Origin of the sequence: Phytohabitans sp. LJ34, from assembly GCF_052068095.1 — a bacterium.
GTDB lineage: Bacteria > Actinomycetota > Actinomycetes > Mycobacteriales > Micromonosporaceae > Phytohabitans.
This window is the reverse complement of the sequence record NZ_JBQHDG010000010.1, coordinates 82,662-106,903: the sequence shown is the minus strand read 5'-3', so window position 1 is coordinate 106,903 and position 24,242 is coordinate 82,662. Positions and strand designations below refer to the sequence as shown.

General features: G+C 73.1%; 24 protein-coding genes and 1 pseudogene. 16 read left to right on the top strand and 9 right to left on the bottom strand.

What is annotated here, in order from left to right:
* Positions 1 to 73: 73 nt before the first annotated feature.
* Both ACTMTJ_RS19285 and ACTMTJ_RS19280 read right to left on the bottom strand, forming a co-directional pair.
* A complete protein-coding gene (locus tag ACTMTJ_RS19285; RefSeq protein WP_441218434.1) occupies positions 74 to 1,186 on the bottom strand; it encodes a hypothetical protein in 1,113 nt (370 codons plus the stop codon).
* The gene (locus tag ACTMTJ_RS19280; RefSeq protein ID WP_441218432.1) at positions 1,173 to 1,556 is read right to left on the bottom strand and encodes an MmcQ/YjbR family DNA-binding protein; all 384 of its coding nucleotides are present in this window, start codon (positions 1,554 to 1,556) and stop codon (positions 1,173 to 1,175) included. Before ACTMTJ_RS19280 ends, ACTMTJ_RS19285 begins: the two co-directional genes overlap by 14 nt.
* Positions 1,557 to 1,574: 18 nt before the next feature.
* Between ACTMTJ_RS19280 and ACTMTJ_RS19275 the strand changes: the two genes are divergently transcribed.
* From ACTMTJ_RS19275 to ACTMTJ_RS19255, 5 genes are all read left to right on the top strand, one after another.
* On the top strand, positions 1,575 to 2,381 hold the full coding sequence (locus tag ACTMTJ_RS19275; RefSeq protein ID WP_441218430.1) for an MBL fold metallo-hydrolase: 807 nt from the start codon (positions 1,575 to 1,577) through the stop codon (positions 2,379 to 2,381).
* Positions 2,382 to 2,703: 322 nt separating this feature from the next.
* Positions 2,704 to 4,119 (top strand): hypothetical protein, encoded by a 1,416-nt coding sequence (locus tag ACTMTJ_RS19270; RefSeq protein ID WP_441218428.1) that lies wholly within the window; start codon positions 2,704 to 2,706, stop codon positions 4,117 to 4,119.
* 845 nt (positions 4,120 to 4,964) lie between these two features.
* Positions 4,965 to 5,786: a sugar nucleotide-binding protein gene (locus tag ACTMTJ_RS19265; RefSeq protein ID WP_441218426.1), complete on the top strand. Its 822-nt coding sequence runs from the start codon at positions 4,965 to 4,967 to the stop codon at positions 5,784 to 5,786.
* 87 nt (positions 5,787 to 5,873) lie between these two features.
* Positions 5,874 to 6,413, top strand: coding sequence for a hypothetical protein (locus ACTMTJ_RS19260; protein WP_441218424.1), 540 nt, complete (start codon positions 5,874 to 5,876; stop codon positions 6,411 to 6,413).
* Positions 6,414 to 6,522: 109 nt separating this feature from the next.
* Positions 6,523 to 7,152, top strand: a complete 630-nt coding sequence (locus ACTMTJ_RS19255) for a DUF3267 domain-containing protein (RefSeq protein WP_441218422.1) — start codon at positions 6,523 to 6,525, stop codon at positions 7,150 to 7,152.
* A 22-nt stretch (positions 7,153 to 7,174) separates the two neighbouring features.
* Here the strand turns inward: ACTMTJ_RS19255 and ACTMTJ_RS19250 are convergent, their stop codons facing one another.
* Complete coding sequence (locus tag ACTMTJ_RS19250) at positions 7,175 to 7,849, bottom strand: RraA family protein (RefSeq protein ID WP_441218420.1); 675 nt, start codon at positions 7,847 to 7,849, stop codon at positions 7,175 to 7,177.
* A gap of 88 nt (positions 7,850 to 7,937) precedes the next feature.
* Here ACTMTJ_RS19250 and ACTMTJ_RS19245 point away from each other — a divergent pair, with 88 nt between their 5' ends.
* A complete protein-coding gene (locus ACTMTJ_RS19245; RefSeq protein ID WP_441218418.1) occupies positions 7,938 to 9,197 on the top strand; it encodes a CehA/McbA family metallohydrolase in 1,260 nt (419 codons plus the stop codon).
* Here ACTMTJ_RS19245 and ACTMTJ_RS19240 read toward each other — a convergent pair.
* Positions 9,186 to 10,523, bottom strand: coding sequence for an MFS transporter (locus ACTMTJ_RS19240; RefSeq protein ID WP_441218416.1), 1,338 nt, complete (start codon positions 10,521 to 10,523; stop codon positions 9,186 to 9,188). The two genes, ACTMTJ_RS19245 and ACTMTJ_RS19240, sit on opposite strands and share 12 nt — an antisense overlap.
* Positions 10,524 to 10,601: 78 nt before the next feature.
* Between ACTMTJ_RS19240 and ACTMTJ_RS19235 the strand changes: the two genes are divergently transcribed.
* Positions 10,602 to 11,570, top strand: coding sequence for an NADPH:quinone oxidoreductase family protein (locus ACTMTJ_RS19235; RefSeq protein ID WP_441218414.1), 969 nt, complete (start codon positions 10,602 to 10,604; stop codon positions 11,568 to 11,570).
* 155 nt (positions 11,571 to 11,725) lie between these two features.
* Here the strand turns inward: ACTMTJ_RS19235 and ACTMTJ_RS19230 are convergent, their stop codons facing one another.
* The gene (locus ACTMTJ_RS19230; RefSeq protein WP_441218412.1) at positions 11,726 to 12,472 is read right to left on the bottom strand and encodes a DUF4184 family protein; all 747 of its coding nucleotides are present in this window, start codon (positions 12,470 to 12,472) and stop codon (positions 11,726 to 11,728) included.
* Between the two features lie 90 nt (positions 12,473 to 12,562).
* On the opposite strand from ACTMTJ_RS19230, the gene ACTMTJ_RS19225 reads away from it, so the two are divergent.
* Positions 12,563 to 13,639 carry a cellulose binding domain-containing protein gene (locus tag ACTMTJ_RS19225; RefSeq protein WP_441218410.1) on the top strand — a complete coding sequence of 359 codons (1,077 nt, stop codon included), beginning with the start codon at positions 12,563 to 12,565 and terminating at the stop codon, positions 13,637 to 13,639.
* A gap of 42 nt (positions 13,640 to 13,681) precedes the next feature.
* Here the strand turns inward: ACTMTJ_RS19225 and ACTMTJ_RS19220 are convergent.
* Positions 13,682 to 14,647, bottom strand: a pseudogene (locus ACTMTJ_RS19220) (lysylphosphatidylglycerol synthase transmembrane domain-containing protein); the annotation flags it as partial.
* Between the two features lie 176 nt (positions 14,648 to 14,823).
* Here ACTMTJ_RS19220 and ACTMTJ_RS19215 point away from each other — a divergent pair.
* The 3 genes from ACTMTJ_RS19215 to ACTMTJ_RS19205 are packed head-to-tail and all read left to right on the top strand — an operon-like array spanning position 14,824 to position 17,221.
* Positions 14,824 to 15,870, top strand: a complete 1,047-nt coding sequence (locus ACTMTJ_RS19215) for a LuxR C-terminal-related transcriptional regulator (RefSeq protein WP_441218409.1) — start codon at positions 14,824 to 14,826, stop codon at positions 15,868 to 15,870.
* Complete coding sequence (locus tag ACTMTJ_RS19210; protein ID WP_441218407.1) at positions 15,867 to 16,388, top strand: hypothetical protein; 522 nt, start codon at positions 15,867 to 15,869, stop codon at positions 16,386 to 16,388. The genes ACTMTJ_RS19215 and ACTMTJ_RS19210 overlap by 4 nt, the downstream gene beginning before the upstream one ends.
* A gap of 2 nt (positions 16,389 to 16,390) precedes the next feature.
* Positions 16,391 to 17,221: an AfsR/SARP family transcriptional regulator gene (locus ACTMTJ_RS19205; protein WP_441218405.1), complete on the top strand. Its 831-nt coding sequence runs from the start codon at positions 16,391 to 16,393 to the stop codon at positions 17,219 to 17,221.
* On the opposite strand, the gene ACTMTJ_RS19200 is transcribed toward ACTMTJ_RS19205, so the two are convergent.
* On the bottom strand, positions 17,222 to 17,965 hold the full coding sequence (locus ACTMTJ_RS19200) for an SAM-dependent methyltransferase (protein ID WP_441218403.1): 744 nt from the start codon (positions 17,963 to 17,965) through the stop codon (positions 17,222 to 17,224).
* 92 nt (positions 17,966 to 18,057) lie between these two features.
* Here ACTMTJ_RS19200 and ACTMTJ_RS19195 point away from each other — a divergent pair, with 92 nt between their 5' ends.
* The 3 genes from ACTMTJ_RS19195 to ACTMTJ_RS19185 all read left to right on the top strand — a co-directional run bounded on the left by ACTMTJ_RS19195 (position 18,058) and on the right by ACTMTJ_RS19185 (position 19,816).
* Positions 18,058 to 18,474, top strand: a complete 417-nt coding sequence (locus ACTMTJ_RS19195) for a DUF6010 family protein (RefSeq protein ID WP_441218402.1) — start codon at positions 18,058 to 18,060, stop codon at positions 18,472 to 18,474.
* A gap of 258 nt (positions 18,475 to 18,732) precedes the next feature.
* Positions 18,733 to 19,368 (top strand): DUF4232 domain-containing protein, encoded by a 636-nt coding sequence (locus tag ACTMTJ_RS19190; RefSeq protein ID WP_441218400.1) that lies wholly within the window; start codon positions 18,733 to 18,735, stop codon positions 19,366 to 19,368.
* Between the two features lie 61 nt (positions 19,369 to 19,429).
* Entirely contained in the window at positions 19,430 to 19,816 is a 387-nt protein-coding gene (locus ACTMTJ_RS19185) for a DUF6896 domain-containing protein (protein ID WP_441218398.1), read from the top strand.
* 195 nt (positions 19,817 to 20,011) lie between these two features.
* Here the strand turns inward: ACTMTJ_RS19185 and ACTMTJ_RS19180 are convergent, their stop codons facing one another.
* On the bottom strand, positions 20,012 to 20,893 hold the full coding sequence (locus tag ACTMTJ_RS19180; RefSeq protein ID WP_441218396.1) for an AraC family transcriptional regulator: 882 nt from the start codon (positions 20,891 to 20,893) through the stop codon (positions 20,012 to 20,014).
* 56 nt (positions 20,894 to 20,949) lie between these two features.
* Entirely contained in the window at positions 20,950 to 21,102 is a 153-nt protein-coding gene (locus ACTMTJ_RS19175) for a hypothetical protein (RefSeq protein ID WP_441218394.1), read from the bottom strand.
* Positions 21,103 to 21,113: 11 nt separating this feature from the next.
* On the opposite strand from ACTMTJ_RS19175, the gene ACTMTJ_RS19170 reads away from it, so the two are divergent.
* Together ACTMTJ_RS19170 and ACTMTJ_RS19165 are read left to right on the top strand one after the other, a co-directional pair.
* A complete protein-coding gene (locus tag ACTMTJ_RS19170; RefSeq protein ID WP_441218392.1) occupies positions 21,114 to 23,429 on the top strand; it encodes an FdhF/YdeP family oxidoreductase in 2,316 nt (771 codons plus the stop codon).
* A complete protein-coding gene (locus ACTMTJ_RS19165; RefSeq protein WP_441218390.1) occupies positions 23,426 to 24,199 on the top strand; it encodes an SDR family oxidoreductase in 774 nt (257 codons plus the stop codon). The genes ACTMTJ_RS19170 and ACTMTJ_RS19165 overlap by 4 nt, the downstream gene beginning before the upstream one ends.
* Positions 24,200 to 24,242 lie beyond the last annotated feature (43 nt).

Genomic DNA, 24,242 nt, shown 5'->3' with positions numbered 1-24,242 from the left:
TTGAGCACGGAGAGCGGGTCGGCGCCCGCACCGGCCATCCGCGCGGCGTCTCGGGCGTGCTGCGCCCGCACGCCTAGGGTTTGAGCACGGAGAGCGGGTCGGCGCCCGCACCGGCCATGCGCGCGGCGAAGAGCCCCGCCAGATCGGCCGTCCACCGTGGACCCCGCCGCTCCGCCTCGACGGCGGCCCGCTGCCGCTCGTCCAGCTCGCCGGCCGGGCCGGGCGGGGAAGGCGCGGACGGCGCCGCGAGGGCGGTGGACAGCCGCCACCGGTCCCCGTCGCCGCGTGCCTCGGCGAGCATGCGCTCGAGCAGGCCGCGCAGCTCCGGCGCGAGGGCGAGCAGGTGCTTGTACGCCAGCAGGTTGCTCAGCACCCAGCCGTCCGGCTCGACAAGCACGCGCAATGCGATCGCGGCGGCCACCACCGGGTCCGCGACGCCGCGCAGCAGCTCGGCCGCCCTGCGCCGGACGGGCGGCGCGTCCTCGGCGAGGAAGCCGACGACGGCCCGCACGACGCCCGGCTCGCCGAGGCGGTAGGCGAAGCAGGACAGCAGCGCGGCCCGCGGTCCTGGGGCTGTCTCCACCTTCGCCGCCTCGACGAACGGCGCGGCGGGGACCGAGGTGTAGCTCAGCGTCTCGGCCGCCGCCGCCCGTACCCGCGGCTCGGGGTCGTGGCGCATGAGGCGCAGGCAGGCGTCCCGGTCGAGGACGTTCTTCGGCACGTTGAGCGCCTCGATCCGGACCGCCGGCGAGCTGTCGGCGAGGAAACGCGCGCTGAACTCCCGCGTGCGGTGCGTCGACAGCACGGCGTTGACCGCCCGCAGCCGCACGCGATCCTCCGGATGCGTCTCCAGCTCCCGCCGCAGCGGCTCGTAGCGGCGCCCGAGGTAGTAGAGGAGGGTGGCCACCCGCTCGTCGTCGTGGGCGAGGTCGACGGCGGCCGCGCGGATCCGCGGGTCGTGCTCCGACCGCCGCCCGAGTATGCCGCCCAGCGCCCCGGCGGCCGCGTCGCCCACGTGCTCGTACACCTCGGCGAGCCCGCCGACCGTGCGGACCTCGGCGCTGTCGTGCAAGGCCATGTCGAGCAGCGTGTCCACCAGCCCCAGGTCGCCGGAGGCGCCGGCCAGGTGGGCGGCGTCGAGGCGCACCTCGTCGTCCGGGTGCGTGAGCCGGTCACGCAGAGACATGCGGGCCGCCGTCCAGGTCGCCGGCCAGCTCCCGCGGCGCGCGCATCCGCCAGGCGTCGGTGACCAGCTCGGTGAGGCGGTCGACGCCGACCCGCTCCAGCCACAGCATGACCAGGGGCAGGCCGTCGTAGCCGGGCGTGGTGAAGAAGAGGTCCGGCTCGCCGAGCAGCAGGGCCTGCTTCTCCGCCTCGTCGCCCACGTACAGCACGGCGATGTCGGTGCGGATGACGCGCGGCTGGCCGGGCTTGCGCTCCGGGTAGGACCAGACGAACCCTTTGTCGCCTACCCGGAAGTCGAAGCCGTCGCTGTCGATCTCGACCACGTGCGGCAGCGCGAGCGCCAGCCGTCGCACGTCGTCCGCGTCACTCATGCCGATAGGTTAGGGCCTGTGACGGACACGCAGCTGGCACGGCAGGAGTGCGCCGCGGTGGTCCTGGGCGGACCGACCACGGTCGTAGACCTCGGCGGTCTGCGGATCGTCGCCGACCCGACCTTCGACGACGCCGGACCGCGCGGCTACCTGACCAAGACCGCCGGGCCGGTCGTGGCCGAGGGCGGGCTCGGACCGGTCGATCTCGTGCTGGTCAGCCACGACGTCCACCTCGACAACCTCGACGAGCGCGGCCGCGCCTTCGCGCTGGCCGCGCCGGCGCTGCTCACCGGTCCGGTGACCGCCGGCCGGCTGGGCCCGCCGGCGGTCGGTCTGGCCCCCTGGGCCACCCACGCCCTGCCCCGCCCGGACGGTGGCGGCGAGCTGACGGTGCTCGCGGTGCCCGCCGTCCACGGCCCGGAGGACGCCGAGCGAGACAGCGACGGCAACGTCATCTGCGAGGTCACCGGCTTCGTCCTGTCCGGACAGGACCTGCCCACGGTGTACGTCAGCGGCGACAACGCCTCGATCCGGACGGTGGCCGAGATCGCCCGCCGCGCGCCGCGGATCGACGTGGCCGTGCTCTTCGCCGGGGCGGCCAGAGTGCCGGCGAGGTTCGCCGGCCGCCCCCTCACGCTGGACAGCCGCCGAGCCGCCGCGGCGGCGGCGGTCCTCGACGCGGCAATCGTGGTTCCGGCGCACTACGACGGCTGGGCGCATTTTTCGGAGGGCCGCGCCGACCTGGAGCAAGCCTTCGAAGAGGCCGGCCTGTCATCGACCCTCCGGTCCGTCGAACACGGGACGTGGGTGCCCCTCTCGGCCTGAGACGTGGATGGAGGGCGCCGTCGTCACGCGCCACTTCGCCATGTGAAATTCCGACGGCCCCACGATCATTGATCTCTGTCGGGCTGCATTGTCTGAACACCGACAGATCGACAGCGGGAAATCGTGAGGTGCTTGATTGCGGTAACCCATTTGGCGGTGCGACCCGAACCGATATGGCATTCGTGTATTCCACCCGGCTGACGCGGCGTTGCGTTTCGTTATCGAGGTCCACGCACACAGATGTTCCGGGGGCGGAAATGGCGGAGAACCATGTTCGGCACGAGCCGAGACAGGCCCGAGACGTCCCGTCCGGAGGCCCATCATGACCACCCTCACCGCTCCGATCACGAGCGCTCGTGATTTCCGTTCCGCCGCCGGCTGTGGCGAAGAAGGCTGTGACGCCGAGCTGATCGACGACGTCGACGTCTACTGCCACAGCCACGACCGGTTCCTTCCCCTCGCCGGAGCGGAGCCGAGGCGGCTCAGGCCGGTGCTGGCCTTCGCGTGGCGGGCCGCCGTCTGCCTCGCCTTCCTGCTCACCGCCGCAGTCGACGACGCGTTGCCGGTGTTTCTCGCCGCGGTCGCGCTGGGCGGTGCGGTCGTGGCACTTCCGCTGCGCCGCTTCGGCGCCCTCGCCGCGTACGCCCTGGCCGGCTGGGTCCTCGCCGGCGGCGGCGCGCTGCTCCTTCAAGCGTCCGACCGCGGCCGGCTTCAGCTCATCTGGACCGCGCTCGTCGTGGCGACCGCCGTCGCCTGGCTGCTCCAGTTCGCGCAGGACGCGCTCGAACGCGCGGACGTCGGGTCCGCGGCCGCGCTCGTCGCCAGCGTCTTCGCCGTCGCGCCCGCCGCGCTCGCGGTGTCGGCCGCGGCCGTGGTACCCGGTGCTCGCCACCTGGTCGACCTGCCCACCGGGGTGTCGAACGCGGTGCTCGTCCTCGCCTGCGCCGCCGCCGCGCTGGCGCTGCTGATCGCCACCTGCGGTGCCATCGCGCGTACGGCCGACTGGACGCTGCCGTACCGTGAAGGGCCTTTCTCGCGCCCCGATCCGCCGAGAAGGATCGCGACGCCGCGGCGCCGCCCACCACGGCGACTGACCGGTGCCCAGCAGCTGCCTGATCGGATCGGTCGGGCGGTGTTGGCCCTCGCCGAGACGGTCGCGTTCGCGGCCCACGCCGCCACGGTCATGGCCGGCAACGCGCTGCTGCGCGCCTGGTACTGGTGCAAGGTGGGCTTCGTCTGGGCGGTGAACTGGACGTGGTGCTGGGCGCGTGCGATGACCGTCATCGTGGCCGGCGCCGCCCGCGCGACCCTGGCCGCGACCCTCCTCGCCACGCGCGTGGTGCTGGTGCCCGTGGCCGCGCTCGCGACGGCCGGCTGGGGCGCCCTGCAATTCGCGCGGAACACGACGACCTATCTGACCGAAGGATCCCTGCCGGGATTGTTCGCGCTCCTCGGCGCGGGGGCACTGACCGCCGCGGCCCTGCACGTCACATGGATTGCGCTATGTCGCCTTCCCGTCCTGCCGGCGGTCCGCTCGGCCGGGCGCACCGCCAGCATCTCGGGCGCGAACGGCCTGCTCATGGTCGCGGCCGGCGGCTGGGCGATCGGCCTGTTGGGCACGTTCCACCACGGACCGATCCGGGTCGGATGGGTCACCGTCACCACCACCCTGCTGCTGGTCGCGACATCGGTATGGACATACGTGCGGCAGCATCGGCGGCGACCCGTTCTTCAGTGACACCGCGCTTTTCGCCTATTCGTCGGGGGCTGGCGTCTTGTTCACGTACCGGAGGCCCTGAAACCCCTATATAAGACAGAGACTTGAGCTACCGCGATGTCCGTCGTGGTCCGGACCGCTGCTCCCGCGGCCGCACCCGTCCGCCGTTGGTCCCGGTCACCCCTGCGTTATCCGCTAACGGGTAACGCGCCGAGATCGCCGACCATTCGTGCGGAGTGGCCGTCGCGACCACCCACCTCTCACCTATTTCGAAATGGCTCTGGATGTGGGTCGCGGTGGCCGAGCCCGACGTCGAGTACCAGGCCCACCAGCCGCTCGACACGCGCCAGCCGCTCGACTACCCGCCGGCCGAGCCCGCCGCGCAGTACGTCTCGCCCGCCGACGCCGCCCGTATCGCCCGCACGACGGCCGACGTCCTGGTGATCGACGGCCGCCCGCGCTACCACCTGGCCGGCTGCGTCCACCTGCTCGGCCGCGAGAGCGAGCCACTCCCGGTCGGCGAAGCGGTCGAGCTTGGCTTCAGCCCCTGCGGCCGACAGCGCCCTCCTCGCCGACGCCCGCCGCGTCTAGACCGCGGACCGCCGCTCCCGCGGCGCCCGGCGGCTCGCCGAGATCCCCCGACCTCCGCGCGACAAGCCAGCCCGAGCGCGTCCGTGGCGAGAAATGGCCCCTATAGGGGCCAAAATTCGCCACGGAGCGCTTCGCTTGGGGTCACGATTTACGAGGCGGCCCGCCGGTCAAGGGTCATCCCCGCGAGCTCTTCCCCGTCTCTGAGGGGGTCTGGGGCCGGAGGCTCCAGGAGAGGATCTAGTTGGCCGGATAGGCGGCCCGCTACCGTGGCGGCGATGGATCTTCTCGTGGTCGGTGGCAGCGGGTTGCTCGGGCGGGAGGTCGTGCGGCAGGCGCTGGGTGCGGGTGCGCGGGTCGCGGCGACGTTTCACCGCCACCGACCGGACCTCGCGGGCGTCGGCTGGCGGGCGCTGGACATCAGGCGTCGCGACGACGTGACCGCTCTTGTCGAGCGGCTCCGGCCCGCCGCCGTCGTCAACGCGGCCTACCGGCAGGCCGACTGGGCGACCACGGCGGACGGTGCCACGCATGTCGCGGCGGCGGCCGTGGCGGTGGGGGCGCGGCTTGTGCACGTCTCCAGCGACGCGGTGTTTTCCGGGCTCGCGGACCGCTACGACGAGGCGTGCCCACCCGATCCGACCACACCCTACGGTGCCGCCAAGGCGGCGGCCGAGACCGCGGTCATGGGCCTCGATCCCGGCGCCGTCGTCGCCCGCACCTCGCTCATCGTCGGAAACGGCGACTCGCCGCACGAGGCGCACGTGCGGGCGCTGGCGTCGGGCGCCTCGGGCGGTGTGCTGTTCACCGACGACGTGCGGTGCCCGATCCACGTCGAGGATCTGGCGTCGGCGTTGCTGGAGCTGGCCGCCTCGCCGTACCCGGGAATCCACCACGTGGCCGGCGCCGACGCGGTCAGCCGGCACGAGCTGGGGGTGCTCATCGCCCGCCGCGACGGGCTCGACGAGGCCGCGCTGCCGACCGGGTTGCGGGCCGGGAGCGGCTTGGCGGGCGGCCTCGACGTGCGGCTGGACTGTGCCATGACTCAGTCGCGGCTGGCCGGCCGGCTCCGGGGGGCACGCGAGTTCCTGGCGCGCTGAGCCGCGGGCGGGGCCGAACCGTGAAGACTTTGTGGAGATCGACCGCGGCGCGGCGGGTGGCACCGGCGGTCGGGTTACGCTCCGCCCATGCGCACCCTGACCCGCGTCCGTGTGTGGCTCGTGGTGTTCGTGGTCGGCCTCGTCGTCAGCGGCGTCACCGCGTTTCCGCTCGAGACCGAGACCCGTCTGCTGGTGCGGCTGATCCACGCCGACTGGTCGCCCGCGCCCGACCACCTGCCCGGGCTCGTCGACTGGGTCGACCGCGCGCACGAGGGCATCGTCGCGACCAACCGGGACTACCCGTTCATGGCGTACGGCACGGACTGGCTGGCGTTCGCGCATCTCGTCATCGCGGTCGCGTTCTGGGGGCCGTTGCGGGATCCCGTGCGAAACATCTGGGTGGTGCACTTCGGGATGATCGCCTGCGTGGCGGTCGTGCCGCTCGCCCTGATCGCCGGTCCGATCCGCGGGATCCCGTGGGGATGGCAGATCGTCGACATATCGTTCGGCGTCTTCGGCCTGGTTCCCCTGATCTTCGCCGAACGCGGGATCCGGCGGCTCGCCGCCGAGGCGGCCCAGCCCGCCGGCGTGCCACCGCCGGCGGTCGCCGCATCCACCAGCGGCTGATGCGGTAGCCACACCAACGCCACCCGGGCCGGCGAAGCCGGTCGACGGCGACGCGCGCGCACCCGGCGACGGGCCCACCGCGGTGGATGGCGCGCGGGTACCGTGCCGTATGCGCGCGCGTCGGTCGTTGCCGGATGGGTTCGTGCTGGGCGGGACGCTGCGCCTGCACGGCAACCCGCGCCTGCGGCGCACGCTGTCGTGGCTGTCCCTGCCGTGGGGCCTGGCATCGGTCGTCGCGCTCGGGTTCGCCGCGGGGCTGGTGCGCCCGGAGGGGTGGACGGTCGACGCCCGTGACACCGCGCCCGCCGTGTTCCTCGCCGTTCTGGTCGGCGGCCTCGTCGCCACGCCCGTGCTCACCCTCGTCGCGCACGAGGCGATACATGGAGTGCTGCTGTGGGCCTTCACCGGGACGCGCCCGGTGTTCGGGTTCAAGGGCTGGTACGCCTACGCCGACGCGCCCGGTTGGTTCCTGCCGCGGGCGTCGATGGTGGTGGTGCTCGCGGCGCCGCTCGTGGCGCTGCCGGCGCTCGCCCTGCCGCTGGTCGCGTTCGGCTCGGTGGGGCTGTCGATGTTCGCCTTGCTGGGCCTGTTCGTCAACGCCGTCGCCGCGATTGGTGACGTCTACATGATCGCCGTCGCGGTGCGGATCCGCGGGCCGGTCTACTTCGGCGACGCGCCCGGCGCCCGGCCCGGCGAGGCCGGCAGCTGGTACGTGCCGGAGCGGTCGGTCAGACGGTGAAGGCGACTCTGCCGGCGGCTGGTCAGACGGTGAAGCGGAGCTTCGACGGCTCGCCCCGGGTGAGCCGCTCGAGGTGTGCCGCCACGTCGAGGCAGTCGGTGAGGGTGGCGCCGTCCGACAGCCGCGCCGCCACGCGGGCCTCGGTCTCCATGACGGCGGCCGCGGCGGTCAGTGACGCGACCGCGGTGGCCGGGTCGAGCACCACGATGCCGTCGTGGTCGGCGATCACGATGTCGCCAGCGCCGACGCGGACGCCGCCGCAGCTGACCGGGCCGCCGACGGTGGCCGGGCGGACGGTCGTGCCGGCGGCCGGCGTGACGTGCCGGCTGTAGACCGGCAGCGGGCACGCGGCGACGAAGCGGAGGTCGCGGTATCCGCCGTCCACGACGATGCCGGCCAGCCCCTTGGCGAGCGCGGCGCGGGCGAACAGCTCGCCGGCCAGGGCGGTCTCGTGGCCGCCGCCGTCGACCACGACGACGTCGCCGGGCGCGGCCCGCTCGATGGCCTGGATGACGCCGAGGAAGTCGTGGCGGCAGCGCACCGTGATCGCGGGCCCGCACAGCGCCGGGTTGGCCGAGCGGCAGCGCAGGGCGGGCGACATCACCCGGATGTCCGGGGTGACGTCGCACAACGCGGTGGTGTCGACCTGGGCGGCGAGCCGCCGGACGGTGTCCAGGTCAGCGGGTGTCTGCTGCACGACGCGACCTTACCGGTACCGCAATGTTCGCTTTGCGGACGACTCGGCGCGGTGGCGCCGTCGTATCGCGATTTGCTGATGTTTCTCTATGAGTGGACGCGACCCCCATCACTGCCACCACGATCACGCACCCCGCGAGGGCGTGCCGTACGGCCACGTCGACATCACGGCCCTGGGCCGCCGCGCGCTGCTGGCCGGCGCCGGCGGCGCGCTGATGCTGGCCGCCCTGCCGGGCGCGGCCCGCGCGAACACGAAGATGGCCGCCGCGGCGGCCGCCGGCGCCGCGCGGGCGTCGGCCATCACCCAAGGCACAACGCTGGTACACGCCGACATGCACAACCACACGGTCATGTCCGACGGCGACGGCAGCGCCGCCGCGGCCTTCGCCTCGATGCGGGAGGCGGGCCTCGACGTCGCCGCGCTGACCGACCACGCCACGCTTTTCGCCATCGAGGGGCTCAGCTCGGGCGAGTGGCGGACCACGGGCGAGCTGGCCAACGCCGCCAACGACCCGGGGCAGTTCACGGCGATCCGCGGCTTCGAGTGGTCGCACCCGTTGCAGGGGCACATCAACGTCTGGAACACCAGCGAGTTCGCGGACCTGCTGCGGGCGAGCAGTCCCGGCAACCTGTACAGCTGGCTGACCGGTCGCTCAGGCGGGCTGGCGAGCTTCAACCACCCGGGGCGCGAGGTGGGCCGGTTCGACAACTTCTCTTTGAATGCCTCGGCCCGCGCCCAGCTTGTGGGGCTGGAGATGTTCAACCGTGGCGACGATTACCTCTTCGAGGGCTGGTCGTCCGGGATGACCTCGCCGCTGGTCGCCTGCCTCAACGCGGGGTGGCGGCCGGGTTTGACCGGCGTCACCGACGAGCACGGCACCTCGTGGGGCTTCCACGAGGGCCTGGGCCGCAGCGGCATGTGGGTCACCGAGAACACCCGCGACGCGGTGTTCGCGGCGATGACCGCCCGGCGCGTGTTCGCCACCCGGGTCTCCGGCCTGCGGGTGGACGCCACCGCCAACGGGGTGCGGATGGGCGGCGTGCTCGGCACCGCGTCGGCCGACGTGCGCTTCCTGGTGGACGTGGACCGGGGCGCGGCGTGGGACGGCAAGCCGCTGCGGATCCAGGTGTTGCGGCCCGGCACGTCGGCGCCGACCGTGGTCGACGTCGTCGACACCGTCAACGGCACGGTCGCCGACTTCACCGTGCCGCTGAACGCCGCGGACGGCAACTGGGTCGTGCTGCGGGTCTCCGACCCGGCGGCGGCCAACGGCACGCCCGGTCCGGCCGGCCACCCGTGCAACGACTTCGGCGTGGCGTACACCAGCCCCTGGTGGCTACAGCCCTGACACGGGTACGGGGGCTGGAGCTTCCGCGTAGCGGTCGGCCAGCCGGCGGTACGGGCTGCTGCCCAACGCGACCGCCGTCGCCACGATGCCGATCGCGCCGGTCAGCATGAAGACGAGCGCCAGCCCCCGCTCAGGGCCCGTGCCGAACCAGCCGCCGATCGCGTCGGCGCCGGCACCGTCCGTCATGAACGGGATGAACACGAACTGGGCCACCGGCGAGATGAGGAAGGCGGTCAGTGGGGAGGCCGCCTGCTCGACGCTCTGCGCGAAGCCGAACACCCGGCCCTGCCGCTCGTACGGCACCACCTTCTGGAGGATCGTCTGCTCGGCCGCCTCGGCGTACGGAACGAACAGCATGTACAGGTACATGCCGGCGGAGAGCAGCACGATCGACGAGCGCACCGGGAAGAGGAGGGTGACCGTCCACAGCAGAAGGTTGACGCCCAGCAGCAGGCGCACCGGGTTGGCGCCCACGCCGGTGCGGGAGACGAGCAGGCCGCCCACGATGAAGCCGGTGCTCAGGACGCCCCAGAGCAGCCCCCACGCCTGCACGGAGACCAGCGACAGGCCGTACGCGTCCATCAGCGCCATGAAGACGCCACCGAGCAGGTTGTTGAACGCGGAGAAGATGATCAGCGCCATCAGCCCCGGTACGCCGCGCACCACCCCGACGGTGCCGCGCAGGTCGACCGTACGCCTGACCGAGGAGTCAGCGGGCGCCGGCTCCCGCACCGCCACGAGCGAGAGGTGGCCGACCGCGAGGGTGAGCACCGCGAGGGCGAGGACGAGCACCCAGAACATGTCGCCGACCGCCACGAGGACGCCGCTGATGACGGACGTGACCAGGAACGTCACGCCGGTGGTGGTGCCGACCAAGCCGTTCGCCCGGCCCCGGCTCTCCTCCTCGATGAGCACGGTGACCAGGGTCGGCAGCGCGATCGTGCGGATGTTGCCGGCGATCACGCCGAACATCAGCAGCAGCACCACCACCCACAGCGCGACGCTGGCCGGGTCGGTGAAGGACTGCTTCGGGGTGAGCTGGTAGACCGCGAACGCCACCGTGTACAGCGCCAGCGACGCGACCGTCGACACCTGCATCATCGTCTTCTTGCGGTGGTGGTCGACGAGGCTGCCGAACCAGATGCCGGTCGACGCGGTCAGCGCCAGGAAGATGCCGGAGATCAGGCCGGTGGCGAACACCGAGCGGGTCTGGAGGTACACGTAGAAGGTGATCGCGAACCAGACCGTGAAGTTGATCACCGAGACCAGCAGCGTGCTGACCAGCAGGTTGAAGAAGGTCTTACGGTCCCCGCGGATGTCGCCCATGACCATGACCTTATGACCTCAAGCATCCTTGAGGTCCAGTCGCGCCCCGAGCCGCCCGCGCGCGGCTAGAGTGCGGGGATGCGTGCGGCACGGGTGACGAGGCTCGACGGGCCGGGGTCGATCGAGGTCGGTGACGTCCCGGAGCCCTCCGGCGACGGCCGGGTGTTGGTGGACGTGGTCGCGGCGGGGGTCACCTTCCCCGACACGCTGCTCACCCGCGGGCAGTACCAGATCAAGCCGCCGCCCCCGTTCATCCTCGGCTGCGAGGTGGCCGGCGTGGTCCGCGCGGCGCCCGAGGGGTCGGGCCTGGCGGCGGGCGACCGGGTGGCCGCGTTCCCCGGCTTCGGCGGCTTCGCCGAGGTGGTGGCGGTCGAGCCCGACATGGTCTTCCCGCTGCCCGGCACCGTGCCGTTCGAGGTGGGCGCGGCGCTCCCGATGAACTACCTCACCGTCCACTTCGGACTGCTTCGCCGCGGTGCCCTCCGCGCCGGCGAGACGGTCCTCGTGCACGGCGCGGCGGGCGGCGTCGGCACGGCCGCGATCCAGCTCGCCAAGGCCTCGGGCGCCACGGTGATCGCCGTGGTGTCCACTGAGGACAAGGCGGCGGTGGCCCGCGCCGCGGGCGCCGACGACGCGGTGCTGGCGGACGGCTTCCGCGCCGCGGTGAAGGAACGCACCGGCGGCCGCGGCGTCGACCTCGTCGTCGACCCGGTCGGCGGCGACCGCTTCACCGACTCGATGCGCAGCCTCGCGCCCGAGGGCCGGCTGCTGGTCGTCGGCTTCACCGGCGGCGAGATCCCGACCGTGAAGGTCAACCGCCTGCTGCTCAACAACATCTCCGTCGTCGGCGTCGGCTGGGGCGCCTTCTGGCAGTCCCGGCCGGGCTACCTGCGTGAGCAGTGGGCCGACCTGCTGCCCCTGCTGGAGGCGGGTCGCCTCGACCCGCCGCTGGGCCGCACCTACCCCTTGGAGCGGGCCGCGGAGGCGGTGGCCGAGCTTGACGAACGCCGCGCCACCGGCAAGATCCTCGTCAAGCCCGCGCTCTAGCGCCGGAGTCGGGTGGCGTTCATCCAGAAAGAGATTTGAGCTACCGCGATGTCCGTCGTGGTCCGGACCGCTGCTCCCGCGGCCTCACCCGTCCAGAGGGGTGACCGAGACCAACAGCGAAGGGTGAGGCCGCGGGATCGGAGATGGAGAGCGCGCTAGAAGGTGCCGCGGACGCGGGCGGGCAGGACGAGTGTCGCGCAGAGGGCGGCGGTCAGCAGGCCGGCGCCGCCGCCGCGGGTGATGGCCAGGAAGGCGGCGTCGCGGTGGTCGGCGTCGCGTAGGGCGGGGAGTGCGGCGAAAAGGGCGCCGGTCGCGGTGGCCAGCGCGATGAGCGTCCAGCTCGCCGCGGCGACCGCGCGCGGTGCCGCCGGGCGGCGAGCGGTCGGGGAAGTCGCGCGCCACCAGCGGGCCAGCCAGAGCGCGATCGCGGCCGCGCCCGCGACGCCGCTGGCGTACTGGGCCCACCGGTAGCCGGGCAGGCCGGCGTGCGACTCGGCGAGCCAGTCGATGTGCGCCGGGCCCCACCGTCCTACGTGGGTGAACGAGTCCCACACCACGTGCGTGGCCGCGCCCAGCGTCAGCGCGACCACCACCAGCACGGCGCGGGCGGCGGGGCGCGGGCGGCCGGGTGCCGGTGGGTGGAGGCGGTCGCGCAGCGCCGCCGGGCCGATCGCTGCCGCGAACGGGGCGAGCAGGGCCTGCCACACGCCCAGCATGACGAGGCCGAGCACCAGGTCGGCGCCGAAGACGCCGGCGAGGCTGTGCGTGGTGGCGCCGTCCACCGGCGCCGGTAGGTAGTAGGGCAGGTCGGGCGCCATGCTGCCGATCACCAGGGCGGAGGGTGGCAGGCCCCACCGGATCAGGGGGAGTACGGCGGCGGGGTGGCTTCCGGTGAAGGGCACGCCGACGATTCCACAATATTGATGGTTGTCGTCGTCCTTGTGGGCTGGCACAGTTTGTATGGACGTCCAACTATATAGAAGGGTATCGGCATGAGACCACGTACCGGCATGGCCCTGGCGGCCGTGCTGACGTTGGCGACCGGGCTGGCGGTCGTGGCCGCCGCCCAGGCGAGCGCGGCCACCGGCTGCCGGGTCGCGTACACGGTGAACCAGTGGCCGGGCGGCTTCACCGCCAACGCCGCCGTCACCAACCTGGGCGACCCGCTGAACGGCTGGCGGCTGGAGTGGAACTTCGCCAACGGGCAGACCGTCACCCAGGGGTGGAACGGCGTGTTCAGCCAGAGCGGCGCGCACGTCACGGTCAGCAACCAGACCTACAACGCGAGCCTCGCCACCAACGCGACGGTCACGCCCGGCTTCAACGGCACCTGGAACGGCACGAACTCCACGCCCACGTCGTTCACGCTGAACGGGGTGACCTGCACGGGCGCGACCACGCCGGGCAGCCCCAACCCCACGACCGCCGCGCCGCCCACGACGCGGCCGCCGGGTGGGGTGGCGTGGACCTCGTCCGAGCAGTGGGGGACGTGGACCAACGGCGGTTACACGCTTTACAACAACATCTGGGGCAGCGGGGCGGGCACGCAGACGATCTGGGCCAACTCGTTCAGCAACTGGGGCGTGACGGCCAACCACCCGAACACGGGCGGCGTCAAGTCCTACCCCAACGCGACCCGCAACGTGAACCGCACGCTGAGCTCGCTGCGCACGCTCACCAGCAGCTTCAACGTCACGGTGCCCAACAGTGGCGCGTACGCCACGGCGTACGACATCTGGGACAACAACCACGCCTACGAGATCATGCTGTGGCTGAACAAGGTGGGCCCGGTCGGCCCGCTCGGCTCACTTCAGACCACCGCCACCGTCGGTGGCCACACGTGGCAGGTCTACTCGGGATCGAACGGTGCGAACCAGGTCTTCTCGTTCATCCGGAGCGGTAACACCAACGCGGGCAGCGTGGACGTTCTCGCCGTCATGAACTGGATCCGGAGCCGTGGCTGGTTCGGCGACATCACCGTCGGTGACGTGCAGCTGGGGTACGAGATCACCTCGTCCGCCGGTGGCCTCGACTTCACCACCAACAGCTACTCGGTCTCGTTCAGCTGAGGCGGCCGCGCGGGCGATCGCGTAGCGGCGCAGGAGTGCCGCTACGCCGCCCGCGGGGATGACGAGCCAGGTGGAGAGCAGGCGGTAGGCCAGGACCGCCGCGGTCGCGCTCACCGCCGTCGCCCCCGCGGCGGTGAGCCCGGCGATGAACGCGGTGTCGACGATGCCGGCGCCACCGGGCGTGAGCGGCACCTGCCGCACGATCTGCACGGCGAGGTAGATAGCGGCCAGCGTGCCGATGCTGATCCGCAGGTCGAACGCGCGGGCGGTGGCGGCGAAGCAGGCGATGTCGGCCAGCCAGTTGACGGTGGCGTAGGCCAGCCCGGCCGCCCAGTCGCGGGCGCGCAGGTCGGCGCCGGCCCGCCAGGCGTCCCGCGCGAGCACCATCAGCCGCCGCACCGCGCGGAACACGCGGCCCTCGACGTCGCGGCCGCGGCGGGCCCGGCCGGGGCGGGCCAGCCGGCGCCCGGCCGTGACGGCCACGGCGGTCAGCGCGGCGAGCACGGCCACGACCGCGAGCGGCCGCCAGTCTTCGAACGCCGTCGACTTCTGCGCCACGATCGCGGCCGCCCAGGTGACGTAGAGCAGGCCGAGGCCGCCGATCGCGGTGAGCCCGGACACGACCGCGGCGGCGGTGCTGAGCTGGCGGGTGGCGCCGGCCCGCTCGTACTCCCGGATGGTGTAGCCGGTGGAGGCGACGGCGCCCGCGGGCAGCGCGATGGAGATGGCGGTGCTGGCCAGGGTGATCCCCACCGCGTCGCGGCGGCCCAGCCGCACGCCCATGGCGGAGAGGATGCGCCGCTGTTGGTACGCGAACGCGACGAGCGACACCGCCTGGAGGAACGCGGCGAGCGCGAGCCAGCCGTAGTCGGCGCCGGCCATGTCGCGGAGGACCTCGCCCGGGTCGGGCAGGCGCCCGTGCAGCCCCACGACCGCGAGGGCCACCACGGCCACCGCCGCGACGAGTGGCAGCCGCCACCGGCGCCACCGTGATCGCGTTGCCGCCATGCCCCCCATGCTCCCCCGCGGGCTCTGAGAAGAGCCTGAGTACCTCACCTCACCCTACCGGCCCGCGCGTTGCGGAATTTGGCAACGGATCTCCTTAGTCGATCTTGTGATTAAAGACAACCCCGCCGCCCTGTGTTTGTATGCGTCCGTACCGCCATCCAACGGGGAGGGTGTAGGTGGCTGGCAGCAACACGGGGGTGCTGACGCTCGGCCAGGCCGTTCCGTCGCTGGTCCGCTGGGGTCTCAGCGCGGACGCCGACCTTGTGTACCGGTGCCTGGTCAGCTTCGGTGACCAGCGCGCGGCCGAGGTCGCGGCGGACCTGGGCCTGGCCGCGCGCCGGGTGCGGGTCGCGCTCGACGAGCTCGTCGACGCGGGCCTCGTCCAAGGCGGCGGTCCGGGGCCGTCGCACGGCGTCGACGCCGGCAGCTGGCGCGCGGTCGCCCCGGACGCGGCGGTCGAGGCGGTCCGGCGGCGCGCGCTGCGCCGGCTGGCCCCGATGGCCGGCGCCGAGCCGGGCGGACCGCGGCCCGGGCCGGCGAAGGGGCGGCTGCTGCCGGACCTTGGTGCGACCCGCCGGCGCATCGCCCAGCTCGTGGCGGTCGAGCGCGGCGAGCACCTCGCGATGAACCCGGAGCAGGTCTTCACCACCGACGCCCTGACGATCGGCTCGGCCATCGACGCCGACCTGCTGCGCCGGCGGGTGCGCGTGCGCTCGCTCGGCCGGCCACCCGCCGACGGCGACCGGTCGTCGGCGTACACGGCGGAGTTCGTCCGGCTCGGCGGCGAACACCGACTGGCCGAACGGCTGCCGTACAAGATGATGATCTTCGACCGGCGGGTGGCCCTCGTGGCCGTCGACCCGCTCGCCCTCGACCGCGGCACGTGGGAGTTCACCGACCCGGCCGCCGTCGAGTCCCTGCTCACCTTGTTTGTCCGCCAATGGAGTGGCGCGACAGATCCACGGCGAAACGGAGTACCAACGGTCGTGCTCACCCAACGGGAGAAGGCGGTGGTCGCGTTGCTTGCCGACGGGCACACGGACGCCACCGCGGCGAAGCATCTCGGGATGTCCACCCGCACGCTGACGTACACGCTGCGGGGGTTGATGGATCGGTTCGGTGTGGAAAACCGGTTCCAGCTGGGTCTGGCCCTCGGCGCGATGCGGGCGATCATGCCGCCCGGCCCGGCCGGCGGGGAGATGGCGGAAGGGAGTGAGCGTTGAGACGAGTAGTGGCATTCCTGGCCGCCGCCGTGGCGGTGGTGGCCACCGCCGGCCCGGCGCGGGCCGGCGGCCCCGCCGGTGGCGGAGGGCTCTTCGGCGGCTGGACGCCCATGACGTGTACGACCGGCGGCATCGACCGGGCGGAGCTGAGGGCGGGGGACCAGTTCCTCACGCTGGATTGGCACCTCGACTGCGCCGCCCCCGCGGACTCGCGGCCGACGTACGGGTACGGCCGCTACGTCGAGAAGCTCGGCGGCGAGGTACGGAGCCTCCAGGAGTACGCGCCGACCGCGCCGACGCTGTACGCCGGCGCGGCCTACCTGCCCACCGACGTCGCGGCCATCTGCGCGGTCACCGACTACAAGGTGCGGGTCGTCTGCGTGAAGGTGGAGCGCGACCCGGTGTCGAACGCGGCCGTCGCGGTGCGGCCCCTCCCCACCGACGACCCCCTGGTGGACGTCAGGTTGAGCTACAACCCGGGTGTGGAGAGCAGCCCGGCGTGCGGCGGGTGCTGGTAGGTATGCGCGCCGCAGTGAATGGTGCCCTGGAGGTCGGCCTGCTCGGCCCGGTGCGGGTGCTCGCGTACGGGCGGCCGGTCGCGCTCGCCGCCCCGCGCCGGCAGGTGATCCTCACCGCGCTCGCGCTCGCGCCCGGCCGCACGGTCGGCACCGCCGCGCTGGCCCGCTACCTCTGGGGCGAGGGCGTCCCGTCGCCGGCCCGCCGCGCACTGTCCACTGTGGTGACCCGGCTCCGGCAGGACCTCGGCATGGACGTGATCAGCGGCACCGCCGGCGGGTATGCCCTCGCCGTCCCGGCCGACGCGGTCGACGTGTACCGGTTCCGCGCTCTCCTGCGCGCCGCCCGCACCGCCGAGGGCGGGGCCGAGCTGGATCTGCTCGAACGCGCCCTGGACTGCTGGCGCGCGCACGGCGAGCCGCTTCAGGACGTCGGCTCGGACGCGCTCGTCGCCGAGCACGCGCCGGCGCTGGCCGAGGAGTGGTACGCCGCGACCGAGCGACGCATCGACCTGCTGCTGGCCGCCGGCGTGCACGCGGACCTCGTGCCGCAACTGCGCGACCTGACCGCCCGGCAGCCGCTGCGCGAGTCGCTGTGGTGCCGGCTGATGGTGGCGCTCTACCGGTCCGGGCGGCAGGCGGAGGCGCTGGACGCGTTCCGGTGCGTGCGCGAGCTGCTGGCCGAGCAGCTCGGCGTCATACCCGGACCGGAGCTGCGGGCCGCCCACCGCGCCGTGCTCGTACACGACCTGGCGGTGGCCGGGCCGGCGGCGGCCGCCCGGACCGCGCACCGCCTGCGGCTGCGCCACCGCCGCCGGCCCCGCACCCGGCCGTGATCAGGCGCGGCGCAGCACGAGCGTGACGAAACCCAGCACGTCGCGGTAGCCCCGCAACCACTGTTCGCGGTGCTCGCGGGCGAGGGCGAGGGCGGCCGCGGAGTCGGGGTGGCCGGGGTTGTCGAGCGCCCACTCGGTCAGCGACCCGATCCAGGACCACTCGTAGTCGTCCCACTCGGCGGCGTCGCTCACGTGCGCGTACAGCGCCGTCCAGCCGGCCTCCTCCGCCCGGTCGAGCAGGCCGGCCAGGTCGCTGTAGTCCTCCGGCTTGGCGGAGAGCGCGGCCAGCGCCGCGGCGGTCGGCGGCACCTGCCAGAAACCCTCGCCGACCAGCAGGATGCCGTCCGCGTTGACGTGCCGCCCGGCCTCCCGCAGCGTGCCGCCGAACCCGCCGAACACATGCGTCGCGCCCACGCACAGCACCAGGTCGTAGTCACCGTCCGGCACGTACGCGCGGGCGTCCCGCTCGTGCAGCGCCAGCCGCTCGGCCAGCCCCCGCGCGGCGGCGGCCTCGGCGGCCCGCTCCAGCGCGTAGGGGCTTGTGTCGACCCCGTCGGCGTGCCCGTCGGGGTAGTGGGCGAGCGCCTGCAACGCCCACGCGCCCGCACCGCACCCCAGGTCGAGGATCCGCGCGGCCGCCCGCCGGTCGGCCCGGCGCAGGAGCCGGTTCGCGTTCACCCCGGAGACCGGTGCCGCGATCGGGTGGTGCGCGTGCGCGATGCTGCTGAGTCGTTGTCGATCCACCCCCGAAGTCAAACACGATGTTGGCCAGTACCCGTTGGTGCTTGTCACTTCGGCCACTGCCCGGCGGCGCGCGGGCTTCGTAGATTCGCGGCATGACCGTGGTCGTCCCACTCTTCGTCGGTGTCCTGTACGTCACCCTGATGTCGCTGATCAGGGAGCCGCACCGCCGCACGTTCAACGCGCTGATGGTCGCCGGCGCCGGTGCCGCCTACCTCAGCGGCGGCGGCCTGGGCGTGGCCGAGATCGCCTTCACGGCGGTGATGGTCTACGTCGCCTTCCGCGGCCTCGGGTCGTGGACGTTCATCGGGATCGGCTGGCTGCTGCACACCGCCTGGGACGTGGTCCACCACCTGCGCGGCGAGCCCATCCTGCCGTTCGCCCACGACTCGTCGCTCGGCTGCGCGATCTGCGACCCGGTCATCGCCCTGTGGTGCCTGGCCGGCGGCCCCTCCGTGACGACGGCCGCCCGCGGCCTGCTCACCAGGACGTCCCCGACGCCGGGACCGTGACGTTCACAGGCCGGATTGCCCGGGCCCGCGTCACCTGCGGACCGCCGCGCGGGGCCCCCGGGGAAACGTGGAGCGCAGCGGAGCGTTTTTTGGGGTGCATTTCCGGCCGGAGACCGCGGCGGCCGGCGGCTCGCAGCGCTCGCCGAAACCCCCGGCCTCCGCTGCCAGCCCCGCGGTGCAAGCCCAAGGCCGGTGGTCGCGGCATCGGCGCGGGTGGGGCCGGGCGCGGCACGCATGATCGAACTCTATGCTCTGCGCGTGAGGTTTTCGCCGCGGATCCGGCGGCTCGCGCCGCTGGTGACACTCGTCGTGCCGGCCCTGGTCGTCGCCGCCATCGTCGCGGTGGACGCGGCCCGGGGTGACGGCGCGAGGTCACCCGTCTCGTGGAGCGGCAGCGGGGCGCTGCCCGGGGTTGGCACGGCCCCGCCGTCCGCGCCGCCGCCTTCGCCCACCCCGGCGGCCTGCCCGGAGTCCGGGCTCTCGGTGCGGCAGGGCGAGCAGGAAGCCGCGATGGGGCTGCGGGTGCTCCAGATCGTGGTGGTCAACTGCGGCGCCGCGACGCGTACCGTGCGCGGCCACCCGGCGGTGCGCCTCCTGGACGGCGACCGGCGCCCGCTCGACGTGCTGGTGAGCGAAGGCTCGTCGGGGATCGCCACGGTGCCCCGCTTCGACGCGGCGCCGGCCACGGTCACGCTCAAGCCGGGGGAACGCGCGACGACCGCGCTGCTGTGGCGCAACCTCGTCACCGACCCGTCGGTGCGGGCCACGCTCGGCGAGTTTCTGGAAGTCACCGTCTCCGGTGGCGACCGGCCCCAGGTGATCGCGCTGGACGGCGGCGTCGACCTGGGCAATACCGTCAAGGTGGGCGTCGCGCCCTGGGCCGCCTATCGGTGAAACGGCTATGCTTCGCGTGGTCGTTGGGGGTGCCGTGGAGGAGCGACAGGCAGCGCGAGCGATGGCCGACGCGGCAGCCGAGGTCCGCGCCGCGGTCGCCGTCTTCCACGAGCTCAAGGCCGCCGTCGAGCACCACCTGGGCGTCACGTCCACAAAGGAGCTCGTCAGCCGCGTGATCCGCGGAGCGGCCCCACGCCGCGGCACCCTGCCCGGCGGCGAGGAGTACTTCGTGCACGGCATCGGCTACACGGTCACCACACGCGCGGGCGCGCCGGTGCACCTCGACGGCTGTGGCGGCGACTCCTCGTGCTTCAAGACCTGGGACATCCGCTCCTACCTTGAGGACACCGACGTCTCCCTGGACGAGATCGCGGCCACCTGCGGCGACCTGGTCGCGGAGGGCACACTGCGCGAGATCGACGACGCCACCTTCGCCTTCGCGTCCTAGAGCGGTTCACGGTCAGGGACGCCGCGCCTGAACCGTGATCGCCAGTCCAGGGTGCGCCAACGCCTTCAAGCAGATTTGCCCCCGTCCGCGCCAGTCGCGGACCGTTTGCTCCCGCGGGCAGCGGCGGACGGGTGAGGCCGCGGGAGCAGCGGTCTGGACCACGGCGGACGTCGCGGTAGCTCAGGGGTAGATCGTCTAGGGGAGGGTGAGCGCCGCGGGGGCGCGGAGGCGGGCGGCGTCCTGGCTGGGTGGTACGCCGAACTGGCGGCGGTACTCGCGGCTGAACTGGGACGCGCTGTCGTAGCCGACGTGGTGGCCGACCCGGGCGACGTCGTTGGGGTTGGTGGCCAGCAGCAGCCGGGCCTCCTGGAGGCGGATCTGCTTCTGGAACTGGATCGGGCTCATCGCGGTCACCGCCTGGAAGTTGCGGTAGAAGGCGGACACGCTCATGCCGGACAGCTGCGCCACGTCCTCCACGCGGAACGGCTCGCGGTAGTTGTCGCGGATCCACCGCACCGCGCGGGCGACGTGGGTGAGGCTGCTGTCGGCGAGGCCGAGCTGGCGGACTACCGCGCCCTGCGGGCCGGTGACCAGGCGCCACAGGATCTCGCGGATGGCGAGCGGGGCGAGCACGGCGCGGTCGCGTGGCTGGTCGAGCAGGCGCACCAGCCGGATGACGGCGTCGAGCAGCTCGTCCGGCGCGTCGCTCACCGCGATGCCGGATGGGGGGCCGCCGGCGCGGGGGAGGTCTGCCGGGCCGGCTCGCAGCAGCAGCTCGGCGATGGTCTCCGGCCGCAGCGTCAGCCCGAAGCCGAGCGCCGGCGCCTCGGTGAAGTGGCCGGTGACCGGCAGGTCGACGGAGGCGACGAGGTACTGGCCGGCGCGGTACTCGTAGACGCGGTCGCCCAGGGCGAGGCGCTTGGCACCCTGGACGATGAGCGCGAACACCGTGCCGGTCATCGACGCCGAGGGCGGGGCGGGCCGCTCCACTTTGGAGATGAGCACGCCCTCGACGGCGGTGGTCGAGTCGGGCCGCACGTGCCGGGCCAGCAGGGTGCGGAGCGCGTCGAGGTACATGCTCCGACATTCCCACGCGCGGGAGGATCGTGCAAAGCGGCGGCCTCGTGGAGGGCCTAGCCGCGCCGCTCGTTCACCGGGAAGCCGAGCGCGACGAGCAGCCGCGCCATCCAGGTGAGCCCCTCGGCGCCCGCTGTGGGTGAGGCCGGCCCGGCCTGGCGTGGAAACCGCCCGGGCTCGCCCGCGCCGGGGCTACGGTCGGGCCACACGAGGGGGGACGATGACGTCAACGGAAGACCGGATGCTCGCCGCCGCACCCGGCACGCCGGCGCTGGGCCGCGGCCCGGCGCCGACCGGGCACCACTCGCGCCACGAGTACCATCATCCGGCCGCCGGCTGGGGCGCGGCGCGCAGCGTCGGGAGCGTGCTGGCCCGCGCGGGTGAGCCGGTCGAAGGGTTCCGCGCGCTGCTGGTGATGAACCACGAGGACGGCGGCTTCGACTGCCCGGGCTGCGCGTGGCCGGACGACCCGAACGGGCTGAAGCTGGACGTCTGCGAAAACGGCGTCAAGCACGCCGCCTGGGAGCTGGAGCCGGCCGGTGCCGACGCCGAGTTCTTCGGCTCGCACACGGTCGGCGAGCTGGCCGGATGGAACGACCACGACCTCGAGGCGGTGGGTCGGCTGTTCGAGCCGATGAGCTACGACCCGGCCACCGACTCGTACCGGCCGATCTCGTGGGACGACGCGTTCGCGCTGGTGGGGGAGACGCTGCGCGGGTTGGACAGCCCCAACCAGGCGGCGTTCTACACGTCCGGGCGGCTGAGCAACGAGGCCACCTTCCTGTACCAGCTGTGGGTCCGCGAGTTCGGCACGAACAACCTGCCGGACTGCTCGAACATGTGCCACGAGGCGAGCGGGCGGGCGCTGACGCCGGCGATCGGCACCGGTAAGGGCACGGTCGACCTCGACGACTGGGAGCAGGCCGACGCGATCTGGCTGATGGGCGACAATGCCGCCTCGAACGCGCCGCGGATGCTCACCTGGCTCGCCGAGGCCGACCGCCGCGGCGCGCGGCTGGTGCACATCAACCCGCTGATCGAGGCGGCGTCGCGGCGCACGATCGTGCCGCACGAGTACGCCGACATGGCAAGGTTCCGCACCACGCGGATCGGCACGATGAACGTGCAGGTGCGGATCGGCGGCGACCTCGCGCTGCTACGCGGCGTGGCGAAGGCGCTCCTGGAGACGCCGGAAGCGCTCGACCGGGACTTCATCGACCGCTACACGCACGGTTTCGACGGGTACCGCGAGCTCGTGGCGGCCACGCCCTGGTCGCGGCTCACGCACGACAGCGGGATCGACGAGGCCGGGATCCGCGCGCTCGCCGACTCGTACCGGCGGTCGGACCGCGTGATCATCGCGTGGTGCCTCGGGATCACCCAGCACGAGCACGGCATGGACACCGTGCGCGAGATCGTCAACGTGCTGCTGCTGCGCGGCAACATCGGCCGCGAGGGAGCCGGCCCCTGCCCGGTGCGCGGGCACAGCAACGTGCAGGGCAACCGCACCTGCGGGGTCAACCACCGCCCGGAGAAGGCGTTTCTCGACCGGCTCGCCGAGGTCTGCGGCATCGACCCGCCGCGCGAGCCCGGCTTCGGCGTGGTGGAGACGGTCGACGCGATGCGCCGCGGCGACGTCAAAGTCTTCGTCTCGCTGGGCGGCAACTTCGCGCTCGCCGCGCCCGACCTCGTCGCCACCGCCGAGGCGCTGCGCGGCTGCGACCTGACCGTGCAGGTGAGCACCAAGCTCAACCGCAGCCACCTGGTACACGGCAAGCGCGCGCTGATCCTGCCGTGCCTGGCCCGCAGCGACCGGGACGTCCAGGCCGGCGGCCCGCAGGGCGTCACGGTCGAGGACGCGATGTCGATGGTGCACATCTCGTACGGGATGAAGGAGCCCGGCTCGCCGCACCAGCGCTCGGAGTGCGCGATCCTCGCCGGCATGGCGCGGGCCACGCTGCCGGACAGCCGCACGCCGTGGCTGTCCTACGTGGACGACTACGACCGCGTCCGCGACACGATGGCGCGCGTGCTCGACGGCTTCGAGGACTTCAACCGGCGCGCCCGCCACCCGCACGGCTTCCGCATCCGCCAGCCCGCCCGCGAGCGCGTCTTCCTGACCCCGTCGGGGCGGGCCGAGTTCTCCCATGCGCCGCTGCCGGATGGCGTCGACCCCGGCGCGGGGCGGCTCGTGCTCGCGACCGTGCGGTCGCACGACCAGTTCAACACCAGCATCTACTCCAACGACGACCGGTACCGCGGCCTCAAGGGACTGCGCACGGTCGTCTTCATGAACGAGGAGGACATGCGCGAGCGGGGGATCGGCGAGTTCGACCTCGTCGACGTCACGAGCTTCTCCAAGGACGGCACCCGCCGCCACGCGTACGGGTACCGCGCCGTCCGGTACGAGATCGCGCGCGGCTGCGCCGCCGGCTACATGCCCGAGCTGAACGTCCTGTGTGGACTCGCCGACGTCAGCCCGGACAGCGGCCAGCCGGTGACCAAGCACCTCGTCGTCGAGGTGACGCCCGCATGAGCCGGATCCTCATCACCGGCGCGGGCAGCGGCCTCGGCCGGGGCGCCGCGCTCGGCCTGGCCCGCGCCGGCCACGACGTGGTCGCCGGCGCCGAGGTGTGGCCACAGGTACGCGACCTGCGCGCCGACGCGTGGCGGCGACGGGCCCGGCTCGAGGTCGTCAAGCTCGACGTCACCGACCCGACCGACCGCGCGCACGCCGCCCGCCGCGACGTCGACATCCTCGTGCTCAACGCCGGTGTACAGGAGGCGGGCGCGGTCGTCGAGATCCCGATGGCGCGGATCCGCCGCTCGTTCGAGGTGAACGTGTTCGGTCATCTGGAGCTGGTCCGGGCGGTCGCCCCGCGGATGGTCGAGCGGGGCAGCGGCAAGGTGGTGTGGGTGTCGTCGGTGGCGGGTATCCGCACCCGGCCGTGGATCGGCGTCTACGCCGCGACCAAGCACGCCATCGAGGCGCTGGCCTGGGCGATGCGGGGCGAGCTGGGCCCGCGCGGCATCCGCGTCGCGACCATCAACCCCGGCCCGTTCCACACCGGCTTCAACGACACCGGCGTGGAGGCGATGTACGAGTGGTGGCGGCCGGAGACCGCGCTGCTCGACAGCCCGGACTTCAGCTCCTATCTGGACAATCAGTACGATCCACAGGAGATGATCGACACGATGGTACGGGTCATACCGTCCGACGAGCATCCATATCGGACGGTCTTTCCCGAGGCGACCCGCCAACAGGGCAAGGAGTTCGAGGCGGAGGTCTGGGCCGCGAAGGCCTGAGGTGCGATCTTGCCCGGAGTGGCGCGCGGGCTCCACAATGCAC

Coding starts and splice junctions, on each gene's coding strand:
- ACTMTJ_RS19225 (WP_441218410.1), top strand. CDS start 12,563: ATGAGACCACGTACCGGCATGGCCCTGGCGGCCGTGCTGACGTTGGCG.
- ACTMTJ_RS19265 (WP_441218426.1), top strand. CDS start 4,965: ATGGATCTTCTCGTGGTCGGTGGCAGCGGGTTGCTCGGGCGGGAGGTC.
- ACTMTJ_RS19240 (WP_441218416.1), bottom strand. CDS start 10,523: ATGGGCGACATCCGCGGGGACCGTAAGACCTTCTTCAACCTGCTGGTC.
- ACTMTJ_RS19185 (WP_441218398.1), top strand. CDS start 19,430: ATGGCCGACGCGGCAGCCGAGGTCCGCGCCGCGGTCGCCGTCTTCCAC.
- ACTMTJ_RS19255 (WP_441218422.1), top strand. CDS start 6,523: ATGCGCGCGCGTCGGTCGTTGCCGGATGGGTTCGTGCTGGGCGGGACG.
- ACTMTJ_RS19235 (WP_441218414.1), top strand. CDS start 10,602: ATGCGTGCGGCACGGGTGACGAGGCTCGACGGGCCGGGGTCGATCGAG.
- ACTMTJ_RS19245 (WP_441218418.1), top strand. CDS start 7,938: ATGAGTGGACGCGACCCCCATCACTGCCACCACGATCACGCACCCCGC.
- ACTMTJ_RS19260 (WP_441218424.1), top strand. CDS start 5,874: ATGCGCACCCTGACCCGCGTCCGTGTGTGGCTCGTGGTGTTCGTGGTC.
- ACTMTJ_RS19180 (WP_441218396.1), bottom strand. CDS start 20,893: ATGTACCTCGACGCGCTCCGCACCCTGCTGGCCCGGCACGTGCGGCCC.
- ACTMTJ_RS19280 (WP_441218432.1), bottom strand. CDS start 1,556: ATGAGTGACGCGGACGACGTGCGACGGCTGGCGCTCGCGCTGCCGCAC.
- ACTMTJ_RS19285 (WP_441218434.1), bottom strand. CDS start 1,186: ATGTCTCTGCGTGACCGGCTCACGCACCCGGACGACGAGGTGCGCCTC.
- ACTMTJ_RS19270 (WP_441218428.1), top strand. CDS start 2,704: ATGACCACCCTCACCGCTCCGATCACGAGCGCTCGTGATTTCCGTTCC.
- ACTMTJ_RS19205 (WP_441218405.1), top strand. CDS start 16,391: ATGCGCGCCGCAGTGAATGGTGCCCTGGAGGTCGGCCTGCTCGGCCCG.
- ACTMTJ_RS19195 (WP_441218402.1), top strand. CDS start 18,058: ATGACCGTGGTCGTCCCACTCTTCGTCGGTGTCCTGTACGTCACCCTG.
- ACTMTJ_RS19170 (WP_441218392.1), top strand. CDS start 21,114: ATGACGTCAACGGAAGACCGGATGCTCGCCGCCGCACCCGGCACGCCG.
- ACTMTJ_RS19165 (WP_441218390.1), top strand. CDS start 23,426: ATGAGCCGGATCCTCATCACCGGCGCGGGCAGCGGCCTCGGCCGGGGC.